This window comes from Roseibium sp. MMSF_3412 (genome assembly GCF_030733265.1).
GTDB lineage: Bacteria > Pseudomonadota > Alphaproteobacteria > Rhizobiales > Stappiaceae > Roseibium.
Map to the genome: position 1 here is coordinate 625,530 of NZ_JASHJI010000001.1, position 14,994 is coordinate 640,523.

Below are 14,994 nucleotides of genomic sequence, written 5' to 3' on the forward strand. Positions count from 1 at the left end.
GGATCACGCCGTACCGAAGGAGATGATCCGCTCGATCAGCCAGAAGCTGGAAAGACTGCCGATCGCGTAGGCCATGCAGAGGCTGACGGGCCGGTAGGCGAGCAGGGGTGCTTTCGTCAGCAGCTTTGACACCACGGCCAGCACTGCAAGTGCTGCGACAACAAAGGCGAGCTGTCCTGCTTCCACGCCGACATTGAAAGCGAGTAGCGCAAGCGGAATGTCCGACTGCGGCAATCCGATTTCCTTCAGGGCACCCGCAAACCCGAGGCCGTGCAGGAGCCCGAAGGCGAAGGTCACCAGCCAGGGTGCCGACTGGGAAAGCCGGACCCGACCGTCCCCGCTGAGCGCGATTTCGCTTGCCAGGAAGACGATCGACAGGGCGATCACGGCCTCCACCGGCGCAGGCGGCAATGTAACCCAGCCGAACGTCGCCGCCGCAAGCGTGAGGCTGTGCGCGACGGTGAACGCGGTCACCGCGCCCACCAGCCGCCAGAAGTCGCGGATAAGCACCAGCAGCGCGAACACGAACATCAAATGATCCCATCCCTCAAGAATGTGTTCGAAGCCGAGGCCGACATAGGCGGTAAAGACATCCAGCGGTCCGGGATTCAGGGGCACAATCGCGCTTGGCTCGGCGGCGGTCAGGCGAAGCGAGACCGTCGTGCTTTCCAGGGGCGAAATCCGAACAAGCACATCCGTCCGGGTTTTCTCCAGCCCCGGAATGGATACGGTGCCGCCCGGGAGAAGGCCGTTGCAAACCGCGGTCCATGATGCTTCCCAGGCACCTTCCCGCGCGGTCGGCAGAGGCCCGGTTTGCGGGGCACATCCGGCGGGAAGCGACAGATCAATCGGCATGGGCCGTCCGGAGACATCCGGCTTGCGCCAATAGACCTGCCAAGTGTTCTCTCCCACCTGTTCCAGCGACGCGTAACCGGGCTGGAGGGCATGGCCGTGAGCTGCGTTGTGACCGCTGAAGGCTGCGCACAAGAGGACAAAGGCCAGACAGACCTGCCGGATCATTGCGTCGCCTCCGGCAGAACAATGCGGTATCGCTGCCGCATGGCTTCAAGCGCGTCCGCCCTGATCTCCTGGGCTCTCTTCTGGGTCCAGTCGGTCACAACATCTTCCCTGACAAGTTCGAACCCAAGCACTTCCGAAGGCTGGTACTCCGTCACGCGAACCAGATGCGCGCCGTATCCGGATTTGACAGGTCCCTGCCACTCGTTTAGCGGCAACGCTTCGATCTTTTCAAAGGCGCCCTCGCCGAAGAGGGCGTCGATCCGCGCTTTTTCAGACAGGCGCATCCGGAACGGCAACAGCGTCCGTTTGCCCAACTGTTCCGCGTTTCCTCCCTTTTGAAGGTTCGCCAGGAGTTCTTCAACCAGTTCCTCATCAGCGGTCGGGCCAAGAAAAACCTGCTCAAAGGCGATCCGCCCGGGCCGGCGGTAATAGGGCTCGTTGTCCGCGTAGAAGGCGGCAAGGTCCTGTTCCGTCGGTTGCTGAGACCGGGCCGCGGATGTCGCCAGAAAATCCATCTTCTGGGCAAGGCGGCGGCGGATGACCGTGTCTCCCTGGTTCAGTCCAAGTCGCAGCGCTTCGCGAACGAGAATTTCCTCACGTACATAACCGTCGATGAGCGCCTCGATCTCGTCCGGGTCCGGCGCGCGCTGCCATGTGGCGCGGTATTCCTCGATCAGCCGATCGAGCTGCTGCTGCGTCACGACGATGTCTTCGCCCGACTGTTCTTGCTCGGTCTCCGAGCCCGGTGCAACAAGACCGTAAACGGCGAAGATGAGAGCGCCGAGCAGCAGAAAGTGAAGCAGGGGCTGACTGAAAAACCGACGAGTACCGGACATCGCTGAACTTTCAATACTTCGATCTGTCTCGTTGCCCCGGCGGCTTCGCCGGTTCCGTTTGCCCGTGGTTCACGCGGGACTGCGCAACATAGGCCGCCACAACCAGCTTGTTGCCCGAGTTAAGGGTGCTGCCAGCCTTAAGCAGCGGCTCAAGGCTGGCACCGAACGCCCAGTTTTGCCGCTGAGAAAACTGCCGCGCGATCAGAACCGATCCGCCTGGCCGATTGCCTGCGAAGGCCGTCAGGACATTGAAAATCTTGTCCCGGATGGAAGGAGAACCGACACCATGATGTATCGCCAGCGCTTCGACGATCGACTCCAGTTTTTCCAGCGGCTGTCCCGGGTCGCTCAGAAAAGCCTCGAGCCTGGCGATCCCGTTTTCCCCTTGCTGTTCTATCAGCGCCGTCGCGAACGGACCCAGATGCTCCGCCCACTCCCAGTCCATGGCGCGGTCGATGTAGTTGTTGACCAGGGCTTGCGCTTCTGCAGACCGGTTCAACCCCAGGAGGAGCGCAAGGATTGGGCGATAGGCGTATGCGTCGCGGGAGCGAAGTCTTTCTGTCAGGTAGCTCACCGAAACGTCTGTCTTCAGCTGGCTCAGGAGCGCATAGGGCGCGCGATCAATCTCCAGCAATGCCAGCTTGCTCAACTCGGGGTCGGGATGTCCGAGATATCTGACAAACTGCCCAAACCGGTCCGGATGGTAGTCTTCCTTGCTCCATTCAGGCGCATTCGCAACAACATCCTCGAGCGCCCGCCGGTAGTCGCCATTCACGTAGGCAACCCGGATCCACGATCCGTTTTCGCGCACGCCGAACAGAACAGCGTCTTTCCGGTTTTGAACGAGTTTTCTGCGTGTGGCGCTGTCGATCAGGAATGGTGGCGGATCTATCTCCCCGTTGCCCCGCAAGACCTTCGCAACGGCGTAGGAGAACCCGTTTTCAGGGTCGGGCCGTGCGAGAACGGCGGCCCGTCCGGTCAACACCCAGTCCACTGCTGTCCGGGCTGGCACGTAGTTGTGAAAGGAGCAGGCCTCGGCGCTGGAGAAGAGCGCGACGGAAGCTGACCCGAGCGCCACGCTGCCGCTCAAAACGGTTCTGTGCAAACACTTTTGCAGCCGCCTGAGCGGACTAGGTCGCGAGGTCGCGTCGCGCATGCAGGTCACCTTCCCGGGCAGGCAGTCTCACTGGCCCTTTTTCTTCACGCTGTCCAGAACCACCAGCGCCAGATTGAAAACCCCGAAAACGAGGATCGCGCCGAACACGAGGACGCCGAGCTGCTTCGTCCCCATTCCGACCGGCAGATTGAACGCCATCACGATCATGCCGAATAGCGCAAGCAGCATGATCATCGGGAAAATCGTGTCTTTGAGTTTCATGCGGAGCCCCTTTTGTCCGTGGCCGGGAACGGCAAGGCAATGACTGCCCCGCCGGCTCCATCATAAACCGGGTACAACCTGCCGCAACGACATGCTTCAAGGCAGTCCTGATTGGAGACCCTCATGATCAGCTGTCCGGCGAGAACCAGATCGGTGAGGTGTAGGCCCGTTCCTGCTGCGCCGTCGGTGCGCCTTCGGGAATGTCCACCCCGTAGCGGAAGGCATCGTAGACGTACCAGGGCGGTGTCGGGATCTCCAGGACACGCGCATAATAGAAGGCGCGCTCTGCCGGATCGAAATCCGGGTCGGTCCAGATGGTCGCCAGTTCCGATGCTCCGATCGTGTTGGTCCAGCTTGCGCTCGCCACGTCAACGGTATTGCCGACGGGCGGCAGCTTGCCATCGCCTCCGGGCTGGCGGTCATCGGACCAGGCGACGTCGTAGACCTTCTCCTGGGTGTTGCCGTCAGCGTCCAGCCAGCCCTTGACGATCTGGATACGGTCAAGGTTCGCCCCGACCGCATCCCGCAACGCGTAGACCATGAAAGACGGTGCCTCGGTCGCGTCCGGTTTCGGCATCAGGTCACCACCCATCGGCACGCCCTTGCGGTAGCCGAGCAAGGCCGGATTGCGCGTCTGCATGTCCTGATCGGTGAATTCCCAGCCGCCGAACAGCCGCACCATGATGCGCGGGCCGGTGGTTGCATAGACCTCCTTGCGCTGCATCGCGTCGAAAATGGATTCGCGCGTGTTTTCCTCCGCCCAGACACCGGTGATACCGGAAGATACCATCTGCCAGGCGAACAGCTCGCCGTTTTCTGTCTTCACAAACGGATGTGTCAGACGTTCTGCAGAGGGTTCGTATCCGGTGTGCTTGCCGAAGAAGTTTTCCTCCTCGAAGGTCGCCAGTCCCGTGTGACTGTCGGTTGCACCGGAAAAGCCGAATTTATATGGGTTTGTGCCGAATTTTTCTTCCAGCAGAAACCCGTTCTTGAGCGCTTCGCGCGCGTATTCGCCTGCAAGCATGTCATTGGTCTTGGCAGTGGTCAGATCCAGATTGCCGGCATCCCAGTTGTAGTAGTCCGCGAACTCGTCGTTGGGAGACAGGAACGGGTGGGCCTCACCATCGCCCTTTATCTGGGTGATTTCGTAGAGCGGCTCCCACTTGGCGCGTTGCTCGACGTAGTTCTGATCCAAGGCCTTGCCCGTAAACTGCTTGTCCATCGGGAACATGACGCCATTGGAGAGGTTGCCGTTATGTGCCAGCGCAAGCACCGCACCGTTGGTCTTTTCCTCGTAGGTCTGCATCCACTCGTAGAGATCGAGCGGATCGGGGCTTCCGAACGGCGGCGTCATGGTGAAGGGAACGACCTGCCCGGCCCTTTCGGAGCCGTCCCGGAAAATCACGTTGCGGTGCAGGTTGTTGCCCTTGTCGAGCGAGGTCCACTCGAAACCGATCAGCGCCGTGAAGCGTCCCGGCTCATTGAACGCATCGGCGGTTCTGACATTGTCCGACCAGATCGACGCGAAGCGCCGCGCGCCCGGCTGATACTGGGCGAAGAGGTCCGGATTGACCTGTCCCTGGCTGAATTGCGTGATCAGGTCGATGGTTGCGGCCACCGCCTCCTGACCTCCGGCCCGGTAGCCTTCCGACCATTTTCGCCCTTGCTCGTACTTGGTTACCCCGGGCGCCGCATCCAGAATATCGGTGATCAGGCCCATTCCGTCGGAGTGTTCCGTTATGACGAGCCAGTCCAGCGGACGGTAAAGGCGCACCGGCTGACCCGATGAGGCCGTGATTTCCTCGCCGCGCGCGAAGCGCCAGGCCTGTTCCTGCGTTAATCGCGCGCCAAACCCGCCCGCATCCATGGACTGGCCGGTGTGCAGATGGGTGTCGCCCCACAGCGGATGCTCCGGAAAATTCCGCCCCGCATAAGGGGAATAGGCTTCGCCAGGGTAAACATCCTGCAGCTGGTCCTCGTTGACGTCGAATTCCTGTGCTACGGGCATTGATGCCACGGAAAAACAGGCCAGAATCGCAAGGCTCACGGTACGCATTGAAGTCCTCCCACAACGAACGCTGCGTAAAGTAATGCACATTCAAGGTGGCAGGAGAAGCTTGCCAATTTTGGCGATGTTATTGAGTAACATTGCTTTTTTTAAGTTTGGCTCGCCTGGCCTCCGTCAGCTCTTCCCGGACAATTTTGTTATTCTGTAGTGTCGGATATGCTCAAGCCTGGACGTTCCTCGGTCATCGATCCTGTAAACCGGAGACCAAAACGATGCTGTTTTCCGTGCTGATTTATGCCAGCGAAGATATCATGGATGCTGTTTCACCGGAGGAGCATGCCGAAATCATGCGCCACCACCGCGCCTTTCACGAGCACACCAAGACAAGCAAGTCCTTTGCCGCCGCGACCAAGCTGATGTCGACCGGAACCGCCGTGACCGTCAACAAGGAAAGCGGCGACTACCTGGTCACCGACGGCCCGTTTGCGGAAACCAAGGAGCAGTTCATGGGGTTTTACCTGATTGACTGCCCATCGCTCGAGGATGCCATCGACACGGTGAAGCTGCTGCCTCTTGAATATGGGCGGGTTGAGGTGCGTCCGGTCGAATATTTCGAAGGTGCCGATTTCAACAATGCCGAACGCCTGGTTATCGACGCATCTTAGGGCAGCCCGCCCGCGTGTGCTGGCCGCCCTGAACCGGGCGTTTGGCGATATCAACCTTGCAGAAGACGCCTTTCAGGAAGCCTCGCTCAAGGCACACAGAACGTGGCAGCGGGACGCTCTTCCCAAGGATCCGACCGCGTGGCTGATCATTGCCGGCCGAAATGCCGCGATCGATGCCTTCCGGAAGAAGCGCCACGAAACCCTCACAGCGCCGGAAGACCTGGAACCCCTGCATGAGGGACCGCACCCGGAAGAGGCATTGACGGTCAAGCTCGATCGCGCCGCCTACCGGGACGACGTGCTGCGGCTTCTGTTCACCTGCTGCCACCCTGTTTTGCGGCGGGACCAGCAGATTGCCCTTGCCCTCAAGATCGTTGCCGGACTGTCGGTTGACGAGATCGCGCGGGCTTTTCTCATACAGCCCAAAACGATGGAGCAGCGGATCACACGTGCGAAAAAACGTCTGCAAGCTGCAAAACTCCGCTACGAGGAACCGGATGCAAAAGGACGCGCCGAGCGGTTTTCAACCGTAGCCAACGCAATCTATCTTCTGTTCAACGAGGGCTACTCCGCCTCGCAGGGGTCTTCGCTCATTCGGCTGACCCTGTGCGAGGAAGCAATCCGGCTGGCGCGCCTGCTTGTTCGCCTGTTCCCGGAGGAACCGGAACTGCGCGGTCTTCTGGCCCTGTGTCTTCTTCAGCATTCGCGCCGCAAGACTCGCGTCTGCGTGGACGGTGATGCCATCACGCTTGAGCAGCAGGACCGGTCCGGCTGGGATCGCAGGAACATTGCCGAAGGCACCGTTCTGCTCGAGGCGGCTCTGCGCAAGGGAACGCCCGGCCCCCTGCAGGTCGAGGCCGCCATCGCGGCAACCCATGCGCACGCGCCCAGCTACGAGGAGACCGACTGGGTGGAACTGGACCGGCTCTACCGGGCCCTGGAAATCATCCGTCCGTCGCCTGTCGTGTCGCTGAACCGGGCGGTCGTCATCGCCAGACTGAAAGGTCCGGAAGCGGCACTTGCCCTTCTGAGCGGGCTCGCGGTTCCGCTTGAACGATATGCAAGCTTCCACGCCGCCAGAGCCGCCTTCCAGTCGGACCTGGGACAGACTTCAGCGGCGTTGAAATCTTATGAACTGGCGCTCGACCACGCGGGCACCGAGGTGGAACGCAAGCATATCCGCTCAAAGCTTGAAACCCTCGGTGCAAAGCTCAATTGCGGCCAGGATCAGGACCTGTAACAAAGGCCTTGCCCTAGGTAATGGACCCATAAATGAGACTGAAATGGCATGCGAAATGGCGAATTCACGTTAGGAAGGGTGCGCTGAGCGGGCTTCCTGCCCGGTCAAGCACGCTGGCGCCACGGGGTGAAGCCATTTCCATGTCCTTCGGATTTGACCGGCTTGCTCCTCCTCGGCGTTGCGAAAGGCTTGAAAATGAACCACATTGCCTGCGCTTCCGCGCCTTGATGAGAAGCAAGCCACCTCAAACCATTTCGGCCTCATTTATGAGTCCATCACCTAGACCGAGCGGGTTATGCCGCCATCGACACGGATGTTCTGACCCGTTATGTAGCCGGCGCCATCCGATGCGAGAAACGCGACAACCGATGCAATCTCGTCAAAGGACCGGCCGTAGCGCCCCATGGGGATACGTGCGCGAAACTCTTCTTTTTCCGGGAGACTGTCGATGAAGCCCGGCAGGACGTTGTTCATGCGAATGTTGTCTGCGGCATATCTGTCGGAAAACAGCTTTGTGTAGGCCGCCAGACCTGCGCGGAAGACGCCCGACGTCGGGAAAACCGGGTCCGGTTCGAACGCGGCAAAGGTGGAAATGTTGATGATCGCCCCTGTCTTCTGCGTCTGCATGACGGGGGCAACAAGGCGCGTCGGACGAACGACATTCATGAAATAGACGTCCAGCCCCGTGTGCCAGTCCTCATCGCTCAGATCGAGAACGGGGGCTCTGGGACCATGGCCTGCGCTGTTGACCAGCACATCCACCCTGCCCCATCGCTCCAGCGTCAGATCCACAAGCCGTTTCAGATCGTCGTTGGACTGATTGGACCCGGACACGCCGATGCCGCCCAATTCGGCGGCAAGCGCCTCACCCTTGCCAGACGACGAGAGAATTGCGACCTGAAACCCATCCTGTGCCAGCTTGCGCGCGCTGTCCGCCCCCATTCCGCTGCCGCCTGCCGTCACAATCGCCACTTTTGTTTCCGTCATTACCGACTCCTCAACTCACCAAAACTCGGCGGAAAGCTAAGCCCGCCGCGCCGCCTTGACCAATCATATTCGATGCCGATAGACTGTAGAAAAATTACTGGCTTGAATTCCATGCGTTCGCCAAAACTTCAACATATCAGGATGTTCGACGCCGCCGCCCGTCATTTGAATTTTCGGCTGGCCGCCGAAGAGCTCAATCTCACGCAAGGCGCGGTGGCTCAGGCTGTTCGCGCCCTCGAAGCTGATCTCGGTCTCCTTCTGTTTGAAAGAAGAGCCCGCGGGCTGGCTTTTACCGAGGCCGGCAAACGCTACCATTCCGAAACCTCGAAAGGCCTTGCGATCATCAACGAGGCCACAAGAAACCTGCTGCCTGTCGTTAACAGGGTTTCCATCAGCCTTCCTCCTTCTTTTGCCTCGAAGTGGCTGGTTCCGCGTCTGCCGAAATTCATGGAGACCAACCCGGATGTCGATGTCAGGATCATTGCCAGCGAGCACCTGACGGATTTTCAAACGCAGGATGTCGACATTGCGGTCCGGCAGGGGAGACGGCCAGGTGACCGGGATCTGGCCGTTCAACTCCTGGCACCAATGGATCTGGCAGCCTATTGCAGCCCGGTCCTCGACCTGACTCCCGGCGCGCCACTGGCCCTGACGGACTTGATCCGCCTGCCGCTGATCCAGGACGGACACAGATACTGGGAGCAGTTTTTGCCGGAGCATGGCGTTCCCTGCCCTCAGCCGATCCTCCAGTTCAATCAGACATCGCTCGCCCTGGACGCCGCCGCAAACGGTCAGGGTGTCGCAATCGCGCCCAGGCTGATCGGGTGTGCCGACGTGAGAACCGGACGCTTGCGAGAAGTCTGGCACGACGAGACCGAGCGGGACCTGGGTTTCTGGTTGCTACAGCCTTCCGCCAAACCGGCCAATCAAAACGCTTCTGCGGCGTTGATCGACTGGCTCCTGAACGAGATCTCCTCGTAACGCCGCTACGCTCCGCCAACTCCTTTTGAAAAAACTTCTGCCCCCTGTCGGATATGACACGTCTCCGGCGTCCTCAGATCACCTGGGTCGTCCAGGAAGATCATTGAACCTGAGGATGAGAGACATGAGCAATCCAATGCAAACCCACGGCGCATTCAGCTGGATGGAACTTCACAGCGGCGACGGCACAAAAGCAAAAGAGTTTTACACGAGCCTCCTCGGTTGGGGTCTGGAAGACATGGAAATGCCGGGCATGACCTACACCGGTATCGCAAACGGCGAAGACAAGATCGGCGGATTTCCTCCCATGGCAGCCGAAGCGCCGCGCTGGTTGCCCTATGTCACGGTCGATGACGTCGACGCACGCGTTGAAAAGGCCAAGGCACTGGGCGCAACCATTGCCGGCGAACCCATGACCGTTCCCGGTGTCGGACGCATGGCAACGCTGATCGATCCGGTCGGCGGTGTCATCGCGCTCATCACCTATGAAGCGCCGGCCGAGAGCTGACGCCGGACGATAGCGTCTTTCAACCGCCGGGAGCTGTCTCGTCGCAGATGCTCCCGGCCCGACCTGTCGACACCCCGAACAGAAAGATCCAGAACATGGAAATCATTTCCGCTCTCCCTGTCACCATTGTTTTCGTTGCCGTCTTCGCCCTGATACAGATCCCGATGACGGTTGCCGTCGGCCTGCGAAGACTGCAGACCGACGTCCAGTTCATGGATGGCGGAGACAATGTGCTGCTCCAGCGCATGCGTGCGCATGGCAACTTCACCGAAACGGTTCCAATCGCATTGCTTGCGATGGCAGCCGCAGAACTGGCCGGTGCTCCGCATGTGCTGCTCTGGTCCGGGGGTGCTGCGCTCCTGCTCGGACGTCTCGTTCACTATGCAACCATTGTCACCACGGGCTTCGGCATCGGGCGCGCGATCGGCATGCTGTTGACCCTGTCCTCGCTCGTCCTGTTTCCGGGCTTCGTGCTGCTCAAGCTTGCGGGCATCAGCGGCTAGCTTTAGTGGGCCGGCAAAGGCGTTGGCAGGCAGGCCACCTGCGATGAGGCAGCCCTAGGGTACGGACCCATAAATGAAGCCATTTTGCCGTCCTTCGAATTTGGCCGTTTTGGCCATCTGCAGCGTCGCGAAAGGCTTGAAAATGAAGCACATTTCCTGCGCTTTCGCTCCTTGCAGTTGGTCAAAACGATCCAAACCAAATTGACTTCATTTATGGGTCCGTACCCTAGCCTGCCGGTCCTTGCCGCGTTCGACCACTTTACGCAAAAACTGCACAAAGCCTGAAAACCGGTTGCAAGGGGAAGCGGCACAACATGCGTCATGACACGCCTTGCTCCATATCCCCTGACCGCGGCCAGCTTCGTTCTTGCGTCCCTGATCCTTGCCGTTGAACCCGTTCGCTGGCTGGTCAACACCTGGTTGGATCCGTCCTATCCATCGACGGGAGCTCTCTACCTCGTGTTTATGCTGGGGCTCCTCTTATGGAGCCTCAGCAGTCCTGCGACCGGCGGAGATGCCCGGCACCGGCAAACGGCGCTCCTCCTTCTGATCGCTTCCGGATTTATCCGTTTCCTGAGCCAGGTGCTTGCAATCAATGTGATCGGCGGGTTCGCTCTTGCGCTCGACGTTTACGCTCTTGCCGTGTTGTTGCGCACCGGCAGCCGCAGGAGAGCGGTCTCTCCCTTCTGGCTGTCGGTCCTGTTCCTGTTCACGCTGCCCGTGGAGCGCATCCTCCAGCGGATTGCAGGCTATCCCTTACAGGAGATTTCCGCCGATCTGACCTGCAGGGCACTGGGCCTGTTCTTTTCCGAAATTCATTGTTCCGGCATCAGGATTGAACTCTCGGGCCAGGATGTTCTGGTCGACCTGCCGTGTTCAGGCACATCGGGGCTGATGCTCGCGCTGACCTTCGTCGTCGGTCTCAACGCGCTTTACCGGCCAAAGCTGCCAGTCGCCATATGCTGGATTGCTGTCACGCTTTTCCTGAGCGTCATGGCGAACGTCATCCGGATCGGCGTACTTGCCGTCGGCTTGTCTCATCCGGATCAGATCTTCGGCCTCGATGTGATGGCAAATCCGCTCCATGATCTCATCGGTTACGTTGCCCTCGCGCTTTCACTGGTTCCCGTTCTTGTGTTTTACAAACCGGGCCCCGCAGTGCGGGCCAGTCGTCCAATCAGCCGATTGCACTGGTCACCCAGCAGACCGGTCCGGCATCTGGGTTCACTCGTGTTCCTCTCCCTGGCACTCGTGATCGTCTCCTTGCCACGACAGGCGCTGGATGTTTCAGCAGCCGCGGAACCGCAACCGCTCCCCCTATCGATTGACGGCGAGTACGGCGTCGACGAACCCCTGCTGCCGGTCGAACGGAGCTATTTCGAACAATATGGCGGTCATGCGCAAAAACGCCGGTATGGCGCCCTTTCCATGACGCTGGTGCACACGACCTCACCCTTGCGGCATCTGCACGCTCCGGACGATTGCCTGCGCGGCCTCGGCTATGAGGTGGAGTTTCTCGGAACACGGTTCGCGCCGGTCCCCACCGCGCTCTACCGGGCGCGATCCAGGACCGGCGAAGAGTGGCGCGTCGCGGTGACATTCACGTCCAGCCGAGGCGAAACAACGCACAACATCGCGGAGGCAATCTGGCTCTGGCTCAGAAATCCGGGCACCCGTTGGACGAGTGTCCAGCGCATTACCCCATGGAGCTTGCCGGAAAAACGCCAGACGGCCTTCGAAGCGGCGGCCATTGCCGCCCTCGACCTCCCCTCAGCCATTTCCAGTCAAACCAGAACCCGGGAAGGATGATCCAATGACTCTTCTAGCCACATGTGCCGCCCGATGCGCGACAGTTCTTGTGATCTGTGCCGCCTGGCCTGCCCAGGCAACCCTGCCGACACCTGATGAAATGTCCGGTGCCGTCGTGGCGCAAGTCGATGGCAAGGAGGTTCACCTGCCCCTGCTGACGTCCGACTACAGGATCGAGATTGACGGCGACATCGCCCATGTCGAACTGACCCAAACGTTTCTGAACCCGGGCGCTCGGGCTGTTCATGCAACATATCTGTTTCCCATGAACCAGAAAGCTGCGATCCATGCGATGCGCGTCGATATGGACGGCGAAACACTGGTTGCCCGAATCCGGGAAAAGGCCGAGGCGGAAGCTGCATTCGAGAAGGCGAAGTCGGCGGGCAAAGGAGCTGCGCTCCTGACCCAGCACAGGCCGAACATGTTCACGCAGGACATCGCACATCTGATGCCCGGACGTCCGGTCAAGATCACACTCGAATACGTTCAGAATGTCGCAAAGATCGACGGCACCTACGAACTGGTGGTCCCGATGGTTGTCGGGCCGCGATATGAGCGGCAGGGCCTCGACAATCCGGTCAGGCTGTCCAGCTACGACGGCAAAGAAGCGGCGGACGCCGTTCCCTCCGACGATCAGGTTCCCACCGAAACCGTCTCCGGCTGGAACATCGACAAGCTGCCGGCCTATCCGGCCGTGATCGGCCAGGATGCGCCGAAGACAATCGATCCGGATCGCGTCGCTCTCAACCTCACACTGACGGCACCCATGCCGATCTCGCATGTCGACAGTCCAACACACGCGCTGACCGTAGACGGTGACCAGGCACAAAAGTCCGTCCGGTTCACATCGGGAAGGGAAATCGACAATCGCGACTTTGTACTCAGGTACGAGTTGAATTCGGAAAAGGACATTTCCGCCGGTCTCATGTCGCACTTCGACATCGAACACGGCGGCTATCTTTCTCTCCTCATCGAACCTCCGAAAGTGTCACCGGAGGCAATGATCGGACAGCGCGAGCTTGTCTTTGTCCTCGACACGTCAGGCTCCATGAGAAACCAGCCGATGGCGGCAAGCAAGGCATTCATGACCGCCGCGCTCCAGTCCCTCAGGCCGGACGACTATTTCCGCATCATCAGTTTTTCGAACAGTACGTCCCATTTCGCCGGCAATTCCCAATTGGCGAGCGCGCAGAACAAGCGGAATGCAATCAGTCACGTAAACGGGCTGAGTGCGGGCGGCGGCACGGAACTCAACCATGCCCTGAACGCGGCCTTCGACACGCAGCAGCCTGACAACACGATCCGCATCGTCGTCTTTCTGACGGATGGCTATATCGGCGATGAAAGGAACGTCATCAGATCGATCGCCGACCGCATCGGCAATGCCCGCATCTATTCCTTTGGTGTCGGAAACGCGGTCAATCGCTTCCTCCTTGAGGCGATGGCCAAGGAGGGCCGAGGCTACGTCCGCTATGTTCCTGTGAACGGGAACTATCGCGAAATAGCCGAGGATTTTGCCTCACAGCTGAAGACGCCGCTCCTGACAGATATCTCCGTCGACTGGAACGGACTGGCTGTCTCTGAACAGACGCCGGCGAAAATCCCGGATCTGTTTGAAGGCGGCTCCGTGCGCGTTCTTGGCAAATACGGAAGGGGAGGCAAGCATCGGATTTTTGTCAACGGTACCGTCAATGGCCGTGCGGCGTCTTTACCTCTCGACGTCGATCTTGATGCAGGTGGAGACGCCGCGGCCACAGGCTCTGAAAAGACATTGCCGCTGATCTGGGCCCGCGAGCAGATCTTCGACAAGAACCGCGCCTACACGATCGGCGGGAGCGTGGATGAGGGTCTCAAACAGGAGATTACCAGGCTCGGCCTGACATACTCCCTGCAGTCCCGCTTCACATCCTTCGTCGCGATCTCGGAAAGAACGGTCAACGCCGACCCGGCAAGTGCGCAAAACAAGAGCGTACCGCTGCCTCAGGTTTCGGGCGTTTCCAAATCGGCGTATCCGTCGTTGAACCTGAGCGGCAGCTCCGCGCCGGAGCCGGAAGGGATTGCAGGCCTGATGCTTGTTCTGCTGGCTCTGGCAGCACGCTTTCGAAAGACCATTGCTGCCATGTTCAAGCGCGGCAGGCACATTCCGTTCCGTAATCCGCACAGGTTGGCGATGCGGTCTGAGCGGACTACCGACACCACGCTTCCCCGGACGCTCCGGCGGGACAGCTGGTGGCTGGAAACATGAAACGGCCTCGGTTGTTTCTTAACACCCTGCGTTGATAGTGACACACGCAGAAGTCCCGCATCCAAATACGGAAGCCCTCAAGCCCGGACCGGTCCATTGCAGTCAAAAACCATACTCGTCGTTGACGATGACCCGAACATCCGCGAGGTGATCTGCTTCGCGCTACAAAAGGCTTCCTATCGCCACGAGGTCGCGACCGACGGCAAGGAGGCGCTCGACAAGACCGCACTTCATTCGCCGGCACTGATCATTCTCGATATCGGTCTGCCGGAGATGGACGGCCTGGATGTATGCCGCGAAATCAGAAAAAGATCTGAGGTGCCGATCCTGTTTCTGTCGGCGCGCGACGATGAAATCGACCGGATCATCGGGCTTGAGCTTGGAGCGGATGACTACGTCACCAAACCCTTCAGCCCGCGAGAACTGATCGCACGGGTCGGTGTCATCCTGAAACGCTACGGCGCGCCGCAGACCGCGCAAGCTCCCGAAAACCCGATCCTGCAACATGGTGTGCTTGCCCTTGAGAAGGAAGCACGGCAGGTCAGGGTCGGGGATGCCGAGATCGGTCTGACGGCCATCGAGTTCGAAATCCTGTCCGCACTGATGGACCGGCCCAAGATCGTCTATACGCGCGAGCGCATTCTGGAGAAGGCCTACAAGGACAATATTCACGTTTCAGATCGTACAATCGACAGCCATATCCGCAACATCCGGGCCAAGCTTGCGTCTGCCGGATGCGGCGATGCCATCGAGACAGTCCACGGTGTCGGCTTCCGGCTCGGTGCCTGCGAAAACACAAGCTGACCCCGAGGCC

General features: G+C 59.8%; 14 protein-coding genes. 8 read left to right on the forward strand and 6 right to left on the reverse strand.

The annotated features are described in order from the left end of the window. Window positions 1-3: 3 nt before the first annotated feature. From RBB49_RS02810 to RBB49_RS02830, 5 genes are all read right to left on the reverse strand, one after another. The gene (locus tag RBB49_RS02810) at window positions 4-1,020 is read right to left on the reverse strand and encodes a HupE/UreJ family protein (protein WP_306141139.1); all 1,017 of its coding nucleotides are present in this window, start codon (window positions 1,018-1,020) and stop codon (window positions 4-6) included. Next, window positions 1,017-1,856 (reverse strand): peptidylprolyl isomerase, encoded by an 840-nt coding sequence (locus RBB49_RS02815; protein WP_306141140.1) that lies wholly within the window; start codon window positions 1,854-1,856, stop codon window positions 1,017-1,019. Before RBB49_RS02815 ends, RBB49_RS02810 begins: the two co-directional genes overlap by 4 nt. Window positions 1,857-1,866: 10 nt before the next feature. Then, window positions 1,867-2,934 (reverse strand): hypothetical protein, encoded by a 1,068-nt coding sequence (locus tag RBB49_RS02820; RefSeq protein ID WP_306141141.1) that lies wholly within the window; start codon window positions 2,932-2,934, stop codon window positions 1,867-1,869. A gap of 105 nt (window positions 2,935-3,039) precedes the next feature. Next, window positions 3,040-3,234, reverse strand: a complete 195-nt coding sequence (locus tag RBB49_RS02825) for a hypothetical protein (RefSeq protein WP_306141142.1) — start codon at window positions 3,232-3,234, stop codon at window positions 3,040-3,042. Between the two features lie 127 nt (window positions 3,235-3,361). After that, a complete protein-coding gene (locus tag RBB49_RS02830; protein WP_306141143.1) occupies window positions 3,362-5,290 on the reverse strand; it encodes a DUF3604 domain-containing protein in 1,929 nt (642 codons plus the stop codon). Between the two features lie 224 nt (window positions 5,291-5,514). Here RBB49_RS02830 and RBB49_RS02835 point away from each other — a divergent pair, with 224 nt between their 5' ends. Together RBB49_RS02835 and RBB49_RS02840 are read left to right on the forward strand one after the other, a co-directional pair. After that, window positions 5,515-5,907 (forward strand): YciI family protein, encoded by a 393-nt coding sequence (locus tag RBB49_RS02835; RefSeq protein WP_306141144.1) that lies wholly within the window; start codon window positions 5,515-5,517, stop codon window positions 5,905-5,907. Further along, window positions 5,876-7,147 (forward strand): RNA polymerase sigma factor, encoded by a 1,272-nt coding sequence (locus tag RBB49_RS02840; RefSeq protein ID WP_306141145.1) that lies wholly within the window; start codon window positions 5,876-5,878, stop codon window positions 7,145-7,147. The genes RBB49_RS02835 and RBB49_RS02840 overlap by 32 nt, the downstream gene beginning before the upstream one ends. 279 nt (window positions 7,148-7,426) lie before the next feature. On the opposite strand, the gene RBB49_RS02845 is transcribed toward RBB49_RS02840, so the two are convergent. Next, window positions 7,427-8,134, reverse strand: coding sequence for an SDR family oxidoreductase (locus RBB49_RS02845; protein WP_306141146.1), 708 nt, complete (start codon window positions 8,132-8,134; stop codon window positions 7,427-7,429). Between the two features lie 111 nt (window positions 8,135-8,245). Here RBB49_RS02845 and RBB49_RS02850 point away from each other — a divergent pair, with 111 nt between their 5' ends. From RBB49_RS02850 to RBB49_RS02875, 6 genes are all read left to right on the forward strand, one after another. Further along, window positions 8,246-9,115 (forward strand): LysR substrate-binding domain-containing protein, encoded by an 870-nt coding sequence (locus RBB49_RS02850; RefSeq protein ID WP_306141147.1) that lies wholly within the window; start codon window positions 8,246-8,248, stop codon window positions 9,113-9,115. A gap of 124 nt (window positions 9,116-9,239) precedes the next feature. Continuing rightward, window positions 9,240-9,623, forward strand: a complete 384-nt coding sequence (locus RBB49_RS02855) for a VOC family protein (RefSeq protein WP_306141148.1) — start codon at window positions 9,240-9,242, stop codon at window positions 9,621-9,623. Window positions 9,624-9,670: 47 nt separating this feature from the next. Then, window positions 9,671-10,126, forward strand: a complete 456-nt coding sequence (locus RBB49_RS02860) for an MAPEG family protein (protein ID WP_306141149.1) — start codon at window positions 9,671-9,673, stop codon at window positions 10,124-10,126. A 321-nt stretch (window positions 10,127-10,447) separates the two neighbouring features. Then, window positions 10,448-11,935, forward strand: a complete 1,488-nt coding sequence (gene xrtT / locus RBB49_RS02865) for an exosortase T (protein ID WP_306141150.1) — start codon at window positions 10,448-10,450, stop codon at window positions 11,933-11,935. Between the two features lie 4 nt (window positions 11,936-11,939). Then, window positions 11,940-14,180, forward strand: coding sequence for a VIT and VWA domain-containing protein (locus RBB49_RS02870; RefSeq protein WP_306141151.1), 2,241 nt, complete (start codon window positions 11,940-11,942; stop codon window positions 14,178-14,180). Window positions 14,181-14,276: 96 nt separating this feature from the next. After that, complete coding sequence (locus RBB49_RS02875; RefSeq protein ID WP_306141152.1) at window positions 14,277-14,984, forward strand: response regulator transcription factor; 708 nt, start codon at window positions 14,277-14,279, stop codon at window positions 14,982-14,984. Window positions 14,985-14,994: the final 10 nt, after the last annotated feature.

What these genes read in the sequence shown, in the direction of transcription:
- RBB49_RS02810 (WP_306141139.1), bottom strand. Translation starts at nt 1,020, where the DNA reads ATGATCCGGCAGGTCTGTCTGGCCTTTGTCCTCTTGTGCGCAGCCTTC.
- RBB49_RS02815 (WP_306141140.1), bottom strand. Translation starts at nt 1,856, where the DNA reads ATGTCCGGTACTCGTCGGTTTTTCAGTCAGCCCCTGCTTCACTTTCTG.
- RBB49_RS02825 (WP_306141142.1), bottom strand. Translation starts at nt 3,234, where the DNA reads ATGAAACTCAAAGACACGATTTTCCCGATGATCATGCTGCTTGCGCTA.
- RBB49_RS02830 (WP_306141143.1), bottom strand. Translation starts at nt 5,290, where the DNA reads ATGCGTACCGTGAGCCTTGCGATTCTGGCCTGTTTTTCCGTGGCATCA.
- RBB49_RS02835 (WP_306141144.1), top strand. Translation starts at nt 5,515, where the DNA reads ATGCTGTTTTCCGTGCTGATTTATGCCAGCGAAGATATCATGGATGCT.
- RBB49_RS02840 (WP_306141145.1), top strand. Translation starts at nt 5,876, where the DNA reads ATGCCGAACGCCTGGTTATCGACGCATCTTAGGGCAGCCCGCCCGCGT.
- RBB49_RS02845 (WP_306141146.1), bottom strand. Translation starts at nt 8,134, where the DNA reads ATGACGGAAACAAAAGTGGCGATTGTGACGGCAGGCGGCAGCGGAATG.
- RBB49_RS02850 (WP_306141147.1), top strand. Translation starts at nt 8,246, where the DNA reads ATGCGTTCGCCAAAACTTCAACATATCAGGATGTTCGACGCCGCCGCC.
- RBB49_RS02855 (WP_306141148.1), top strand. Translation starts at nt 9,240, where the DNA reads ATGAGCAATCCAATGCAAACCCACGGCGCATTCAGCTGGATGGAACTT.
- RBB49_RS02860 (WP_306141149.1), top strand. Translation starts at nt 9,671, where the DNA reads ATGCTCCCGGCCCGACCTGTCGACACCCCGAACAGAAAGATCCAGAAC.
- xrtT (WP_306141150.1), top strand. Translation starts at nt 10,448, where the DNA reads ATGACACGCCTTGCTCCATATCCCCTGACCGCGGCCAGCTTCGTTCTT.
- RBB49_RS02870 (WP_306141151.1), top strand. Translation starts at nt 11,940, where the DNA reads ATGACTCTTCTAGCCACATGTGCCGCCCGATGCGCGACAGTTCTTGTG.